Annotated in this window: 4 protein-coding genes; 2 read left to right on the forward strand and 2 right to left on the reverse strand. The window is 68.7% G+C overall.

Going from position 1 to position 7988, the window contains the following annotated elements:
- Together JMF90_RS14070 and JMF90_RS14075 are read right to left on the reverse strand one after the other, a co-directional pair.
- On the reverse strand, window positions 1-393 hold a 393-nt coding region (locus JMF90_RS14070; protein ID WP_201325175.1), incomplete at its 3' end, for a transglycosylase domain-containing protein.
- A 10-nt stretch (window positions 394-403) separates the two neighbouring features.
- Window positions 404-6472, reverse strand: coding sequence for an alpha-2-macroglobulin (locus tag JMF90_RS14075; protein ID WP_041489384.1), 6069 nt, complete (start codon window positions 6470-6472; stop codon window positions 404-406).
- Between the two features lie 310 nt (window positions 6473-6782).
- On the opposite strand from JMF90_RS14075, the gene JMF90_RS14080 reads away from it, so the two are divergent.
- A complete protein-coding gene (locus JMF90_RS14080; protein WP_006478877.1) occupies window positions 6783-7289 on the forward strand; it encodes a sugar dehydrogenase complex small subunit in 507 nt (168 codons plus the stop codon).
- The coding region (locus tag JMF90_RS14085; protein ID WP_201325176.1) for an FAD-dependent oxidoreductase at window positions 7289-7988 on the forward strand (700 nt) is incomplete at its 3' end. The genes JMF90_RS14080 and JMF90_RS14085, both read left to right, overlap by 1 nt.

Genomic DNA, 7988 nt, shown 5'->3' on the forward strand with positions numbered 1-7988 from the left:
GCCGAGCAGGCCCGCGAGCTGCATCGTGACGGTCGACGCGCCGCGCGTGCGCTCGTTCCACAGGTTGCCCCACGCGGCGCCGGCGATGCCGCGCCAGTCGACGCCGCTGTGTTCGTAGAAGCGCTTGTCCTCGGACACGACGATCGCTTCGCGGAACGCGGGCGATACGTCCGCGAGCGACACCCAGGCGCCGCGCCGTTCGGCGAGGTCGACACGCGTGCGCTGCAGCGGCGTGCCGTCGCGCGCGAGCAGCACCCAGTCGGAGCTGCGCCAGTTGCGGCGCACGTCGTCGTAGCCGGGCAGCGCATGCGCGACGAGCGGCGCGGCCAGCACGACGGCGGCGAATACGCGGCCGGCGAAACGCGCCGGCCGCGGCAAAGCCAGATCGATCATCACGTGCTCGTTACTTGCCCGAGTCGGCCGGCTTCACGGTCATCGGCGGGTTCGGCCACAGGCCGTACACGGACGGCGCATACAGTGCCTCGACGCGCGTCGGCGGCAGGCCGAACGTGCCGACGTTGTTCAGCCGTACCGTGTACTCCACCGAGAATTTGCCCTTCGGCAAATAGTCGTAGTACGCGCGATAGCCGTCGAAGTCGCGCTCGATGAACGCCGGCCACGCGCCGTCCGGCGTTTTCTCGCCCTGCGTCGCGGCTTCGGAATCGCGGCCGAGGCCCGACCCGAGGATCGTCGCACCGGCCGGGATCGGATCGTTGACGGCGACCCACGTCATGTCGCTCTGCGCATCGATGTCGAGATGCACGCGCACGACGTCGCCGCGCGTCAGCACGCCGTTGACGGCCGGCGACACGGGCGTGACGGTCTTCGTGATCCGGTAGCCGGCAGCAAACGGCGCACGCAGCGGCACGGCCGCGAGGCTTTCGACGGTCGCCCACGGGCGGCCGGTGCCGTCCTGCGTGACCGACAGCGTGGCCGGCCCCTGCGACGCACGCGGCCACGGCATCAGCACGCTGCGCGCGGTGGCCGCGCGGGTCGCGGGCGTGGCCGACGCCGACGGCGCTGCCGATGCGGGCGACTCGGCGGGCGCGGCCGATGCCGTCTGCGACCACGAGATCGAGCGCTCGTTGCCGCCGAGCGCAACCTTCGTCGCGCCGGCGACCGGCGTGCTCTCGTAGGTCCGCGAGAAGCGCTCGACCGCGAGCAGGCCGAGCGCGTTCGACGTCGTCGTCTGCCAGGCGCCCTGGCGTTGCAGCGCGAGCAGGCCGGCCGTCACGCGCGGCATTTCATCCTTCCATGCGGGGTCGCCCGCGAATTCCAGCGCGAGGCGTGCGGCGTTGGTCTCGTTGCTGGTCATCAGCCACCACAGGTCGTCGTCGCGCGCGGTCGAGAACACGAGCTGCGTGCCCTGGTACGTCAGGCGTGCCCGCAGGATCTGTTCGACCTGCGCGCGTTTTTCGTCGCGTTGCGGGATGTCCTTCACGCGCGTCAGGATCGCGTGATAGTCGATCACCGCCGACGTCGGCCACTGGTTCGGCGCGATCTCGATCGAACCGAGCATGCGGCCCTGCGCGGCGCCGTAGCGCGACAGCGCCTCGATCGCCGCGAGCTTGCGCAGGTCGCGATCCTGGCGCGGCGCCCACGCGTTGCGCTCGAGGCGGCCGTCGACGAAGCGCGCGAGCCCGGCTTCGAGCTGCGTGCGCAGGTCTTCCGGCAGCGCGAAGCGCGGATCGAGACGGCTGGCTTCGTCGGACACCACGAGGAGATACGACGACAGCGTCGGGCTGCCGTGGTGCGAATCGTCGGACGACGGCGGGAAGTAGCTCGCCAGGCCGTCGCTGTCGAGATAGACGGGCATCCGTGCGATCAGCGCCTGCCATTGCGCGGGGTCGCGCAGGCCGATCGCACGCGAGGCCTGCTGTTCGAGGCAGCGGTACGGATAGCGCTCGAACCAGCGCTTCACGCCGGGCAGCCCGTCGGCAAGCTTCGACTGCAGCGATACCGCGATGCCGCCGCGCGGCAGACCTTGCGCATTGTTCGCGGCGCCGGTCGGGGCCGCCACGGGCACCGTCAGCGTGCCGTCGACCTGCGCGAGCGTCGCCTGCTGCACCGTGACTGGCAGCGCGGGCACGACCTTCTGCGCGACGGCCAGCGCGTCGGATGCCCGCTTGCCGCCTTGCTCGGCCGCCTCGATGCGCCAGTTCAGCGCACCGGCCGCATCGAGCGCCTGCTCGGGCACCGTGATCGTCCACGCGACCTCGGTCGCCGCGTTCGCCGCCAGCGACACGGTTTGCGGTGCGACGTCGAGGCCCGTCACGCGCGGCGTCACGACGACCTGCATCGCGCGGTCGGTCGTGTTGCGCAGCGTGACCTGCGCACGGAACGCGTCGCCTTCGCGCACGAGCGGCGGCAGGCCGGAGATCAGTTGCAGATCCTGCGTGCTGCGGATCGACGTGCTGCCCGTGCCGAAGCGGTCGGGGCCGACCGCCGCGATCGCGACGATCCGGAAGCGCGTGAGCGCATCGTTCAGCGGCACCTCGACGGTTGCGCTGCCGTTCGCATCGAGCGTCACGCGCGGGTTCCACAGCAGCAGCGTGTCGAACAGCTCCCGGGTCGGCGCGCTGCCGCCTCCGCCGCCCGCCGGCACGGCCTTGCGGCCGAAGTGGCGGCGGCCGATGATTTCCATCTGCGCGGTGGCCGTTTCGACGCCGTACGCGCGCCGGCGCAGCATCGCGTCGAGCAGGTCCCAGCTGTTGTTCGGCATCAGTTCGAGCAGCGCCTCGTCGACGGCCGCGAGGGCGATCTGCGTGCCGGCCGGCACCGGCTGGCCGTTCGGCAGCGTGACCTTCACGTGCGCCTGCGCCTTGCCGCGTACCGTGTAGCGGGTCGCGTCGGTCGTCACGGTCACGCCGAGGCGGTGAACGCCCGTGCCGACCTTGATCTCGCCGAGGCCATAGCGGAACGCGGGCTTCGACAGGTCGACGAACGCGGTCGGCGCTTCATAGTGGCGGCCTTCGCGCCAGAACGCGCGCGCCCATTCGACCGGCGCCTTCCAGCCCCACGTGAAGAACGAGTACCACGGCACCTCGCGAATCCGGCCGCGCAGCGCGAGCACCGATACGTAGACGTTCGGCCCCCACGATTCGCCGACCTTCAGGTCGACGGTCGGGTTCTTGCCGTTCAGTTCGACGATGTGCGTTTCCATCACGCCGCCGCGCTCGACCGCCACCAGCGCGGTCGCGTAGCGGAACGGCATGCGCACCTGGAAGCGGGCCGTTTCGCCCGGTTCGTACGACGTTTTCTCGGGGATCACGTCGATCCGGTCGGTGTTGTCGCCGCCGAACCAGAGTTCGTCCTCGCGCGTGACCCATACCGACGTCGACGCATTCGACGTGCGGCCGTCGCCGTCCTTCGCGACCGCGATCAGCTGCACGTTGCCGGCCTGCTCGAGCGTCGCGTCGCAGGCCATGCGGCCCTTGTCGTCGGTCTTGCCCGAGCACAGCACGCCGAGGTCGCGCGTGTCGCTCTTGTTGTCGTACGCATAGAAGCCGCCGACCATCCGCTTGCGCGACGACGTCGTGATGCGCGCGACGCCCTTGATCTCGATCGGCACCGACGCGCGCGGCTTGCCCTGCAGGTCGACCGCCAGCGCCTGCACCGGCACGCGCTGGCCGACCGACACCCAGCGGCCGGCCTTGATGCCGGCCACCACCGCGGCCGGCCACAGGATCGTGTCGCCGCGAATCGTCTGCACTTCGCCGTTCGGGTCGGCGAACGTCGCCTCCAGCGCAATGCGCTTCGGCGCGTCGACGTCCGGCAGGCCCTTGAGCGTGACCGAGCCCGCGCCGTTGCGGTCGAGCGTCAGCGGCAGCTTGTCGGCGATCAGCTTGGTCGCGTCGGGATCGTTGCTCGACGCCGACGACGACGCGTTGTCGCCGTCCTGCGCATCGTCGTCGGCGTTGCCGTCGCTCGTGTCGGGGCGATACGGCGTGAAGCTGAAATCCTCGAAACGGTCCGCGAACGGCGGCGACGCCCATTTCATCAGCGCCGATACCTGCACCGGCAGGTTCGATGCGCCGCCGCCCGACACGTAGTCGATCTGCACCGCGAGCGGCGCTTCCTTCGCGGCGACGAGCGGGCTCTTCTGCGCGTCGCGCGCGCCGATCGAGCCTTTCAGCACCGGCAGGCGGAACGCCTCGACGCGGAAGCTGCCGCTGTAGTACGTGGCGGTCGGCGCATCGTCCGGGCCGCCTTCGAGCTCGACGCTGTATTCGCCGAGCTTCGCGGCGGCCGGCAGCGTGAACTGCGAATCCGCGCTGTGGTCGGCCGCCCACGTGAGCGGCAGCTTGTAGGTCTGGCCCGTGCCGAGATGGCGGATCGCGACGCGCGTCGGGTATTGCGACGGGAACGCGAGACTCTGCAGCGTCTCGGTGCGGATGAAATGCTTCATCGACACGGTTTCGCCGGCGCGCAGCAGCGTGCGGTCGAATACCGTATGTGCGCGCACGGTCGGCGCGCTGTCGGTGTCGGTCGGCACGTTGAAGCGCCACGATTCGATCCCGCGGTTCCAGCCCGAGCTGACGAACGCCATGTCGGGGCCCGTCTTTGGATCGTCCACGCGGGCCGACACGAAGTAGTCGTTAAAGCGCTGTCCCGACGAGCTGCATTCGCGCTTCGGCTCGAACGGCCCGTCGATCTTCAGCAGGCCCTGCGCGTCGGTCTTGCCGGCCGCGATTTCGTCGCCGTTGCAGTCCGATACGCGGATCTGCGCATTCGGCACCGGCTTGCCCTTGTCGAGCGTCGTGACCCACACGAGGTTGTTCTCGCGCCCCTGTTTCAGGTGCACGCCGAGGTTCGTGACCAGCACGGTGGTGCGCACGTACATGCTCGACGGCTTCGCGAGCAGCGAGCGGCCGAGCGCGGGCGACGCGAGTTCGAGCACGTAGAAGCCGGGCTTGTCGATCGGCACGCCGACCACTTCGAACGGACGCAGCGCCTTCGGATCGGCCTTCGGCAGCGTCAGCACCTGCGCGCCGGGCTCGCCCGCGAGCAGCGACAGCGAGCGCACGTCGATGCGGCGGTTCTTCGGCGCCGGCTGTTTTTCGCCGGCCTCGAGCGGCACGTAGACGGGGTGCTGCCCCTTGCGTTGCAGCAGCCCGGGAATCTGGTCGTCGATCGAGCCGGCCGTCATCGACCAGTTGTCGAAGCGGTCGACGGTGCGCATCCACTGGCGGATCGCGGTGTCGTTCTCGACCTTCAGGTTCGCGAATTGCGCACCGCCCGCATTGAGGCCGGCGATATGCAGGTCGGCCTCGACATTGCGCAGCGTGACGGGCACCAGCGCGGGCGTACCGGGTTCGGCGAAGCGCTCGACGATCCCGAAGGTGCCCGACGCGAATTTCGCGAGCGGCGGCATCGGTGCGGTGCGCGTCGCGAGCGGGAACAGGTCGGCGTTGGACAGCGGTCGGTCGGTCACGTCGTGCAGGCCCGACGGCAGCTCGACGGTCAGCGCGGCCTGTGCGGGCAGCGGCGGGTTGAACGTGACGGTCGTCACTTCCTCGCTGTGATCGTCGGCGGCGAAGGTGGGCGACAGCGAACCGTCGGGGCCGCGCAGCTTGATCGCTTCGGCCTGCTTGCGCGAGACTGGTGCGTTGAACGACAGCGTGAGCGGGCGCAGCGGCGTGCAGGGCGCCTTCGCGTTCTCGCGTTCGCACGAGAAGCTTGCCGCGAACGGTGCGCGCACGGTGAAATCGAAGCGCCGCTCGGTGTCGTTCGCGATGCCGCTCGGGCTCGCGACGCCCTTGCCGTAGACGAGCTGCATCTTCGCGCTTGCCGGCAGCGCCTGCGAGCACGACAGCGTCAGCACGCGCGCCGCTTCTTTCTTCAGCCCGAAATGATCGAGCAGGGCGTTGCGCGTGTCGTCGTCGGCCGCCGTGACCGGAATGCGGTTGCCGATGCCGGCCGCTTCGCACCAGATGTTGGCGAGTGCCGAGCGCGGCTCGGCCGGGCCGTTCAGCTTCATCACGAAGACCTGCCGCTCCTCGATCTCGCGCGAGCCGGGGCGGACCGACACCGGGAACGGGCCGCCCGTCTGGAACGTGAAGCGGCGCGGGCCGCTGGCCGCATTGCCGGCGACCGAGCGCAGCGTATCGTTGAGCGCGACCGAGCAGCGGACGCCGGGCGGCAGGTCGCTTTCGAAATCGTAAACCCAGGTCTTGTCGTCGAGCCAGTGGCCCTGGCCGCGCGCGGCGGTCGAATCGTTGCAGGTCACGCGCGCCGGATTCGGCGCGGACGCCGAGCCGAACGCGACCATCGGTTCGTCGAACTTGACGACGCTCTGCCGGACTTCGGTGACGGTGCCTTGCGGCGACACGCTCACCGTGCGCGCCGCGCCCGCATGCAGCGACAGGGCCGCGGCGGCGCCGAGCGTTGCGACGGCGCCGATGCGCCAGAGCAGCCGGGTCGTGTGGTTGGTTCGATGCGTTTCTTTGTTGTGCTTGTCGCGCTGCTTCATCGCTCGATTGCCCTCGGAGGGAAGCTTTCTGTTTGATTGCACGGGATTCTAACCGACCGTCGCGCGCGCGCAGCGCGACATGCGGGTGCAGTGTGTGGTCGGCACGCGACACGGGGGTGCCTGCCGCGGATTTGTCGCGTCGACGACACAAAAATGCAGCGAAATTTCGATTGTCCCGGATTGCGGAACATTAAATGAACTATAAAAAGATTGTTTGATCCGGCTGGTGCGCGTACATTGCAGATCCGCGCCAATGTTTGAGAAATATCAAGCGTGGTTTTCCCGAATCCGGTGTTCGAGAGAAGGAAACATGCACAACGACAACACCCCCCAATCGCGTCGTGACAACGACGCAGCCGCAACCGGCATCACGCGGCGTCAATGGCTGCAGGGAGCACTGGCGCTGACGGCGGCGGGCCTCACCGGCTCGCTGGCGTTGCGGGCCCTGGCCGACGATCCCGGCACCGCGCCGCTCGATACGTTCATGACGCTTTCCGAAGCATTGACCGGCAAGAAGGGGCTGAGCCGCATCACCGGCCAGCGCTATCTGCAGGCCTTGCAGAAGGGCTCGTTCAAGACGGCCGACAGCCTGCCGCAACTCGCCGGTGCGCTCGCATCCGGCTCGCTGAATCCCGACCAGGAATCGCTCGCACTGACGATTCTCGGCGCGTGGTATCTCGGCATCGTCGACAACGTCGTGATTACCTACGAAGAAGCATTAATGTTCAGCGTGGTGTCCGATACGCTCGTGATCCCTTCGTATTGCCCCAACAAACCCGGCTTCTGGGCCGAAAAACCGATCGAGAGGCAAGCCTGATGGCCGATACCGATACGCAAAAAGCCGACATCGTCGTCGTCGGATCGGGTGTCGCCGGCGCGATCGTTGCACACCAGCTCGCGATGGCGGGCAAGTCCGTGATCCTGCTGGAAGCCGGCCCGCGCATGCCGCGCTGGGAAATCGTCGAGCGCTTTCGCAACCAGGCCGACAAGACCGATTTCATGGCGCCGTACCCGTCGAGCCCGTGGGCCCCGCATCCGGAATACGGCCCGCCGAACGACTACCTGGTCCTGAAGGGCGAGCACAAGTTCAACTCGCAGTACATCCGCGCGGTCGGCGGCACGACGTGGCACTGGGCCGCGTCCGCGTGGCGCTTCATCCCGAACGACTTCAAGATGAAGACCGTGTACGGCGTCGGCCGCGACTGGCCGATCCAGTACGACGACCTCGAGCATTACTATCAGCGCGCCGAGGAAGAGCTCGGCGTGTGGGGCCCGGGCCCCGAGGAAGACCTGTACTCGCCGCGCAAGCAGGCGTACCCGATGCCGCCGCTGCCGTTGTCGTTCAACGAGCAGACCATCAAGAGCGCGCTGAACGGCTACGACCCGAAGTTCCACGTGGTGACCGAGCCCGTCGCGCGTAACAGCCGCCCGTACGACGGCCGGCCGACCTGTTGCGGAAACAACAATTGCATGCCGATCTGCCCGATCGGTGCGATGTACAACGGTATCGTCCACG

Origin of the sequence: Burkholderia sp. E168m23, from assembly GCF_016586125.1 — a bacterium.
GTDB lineage: Bacteria > Pseudomonadota > Gammaproteobacteria > Burkholderiales > Burkholderiaceae > Burkholderia > Burkholderia orbicola.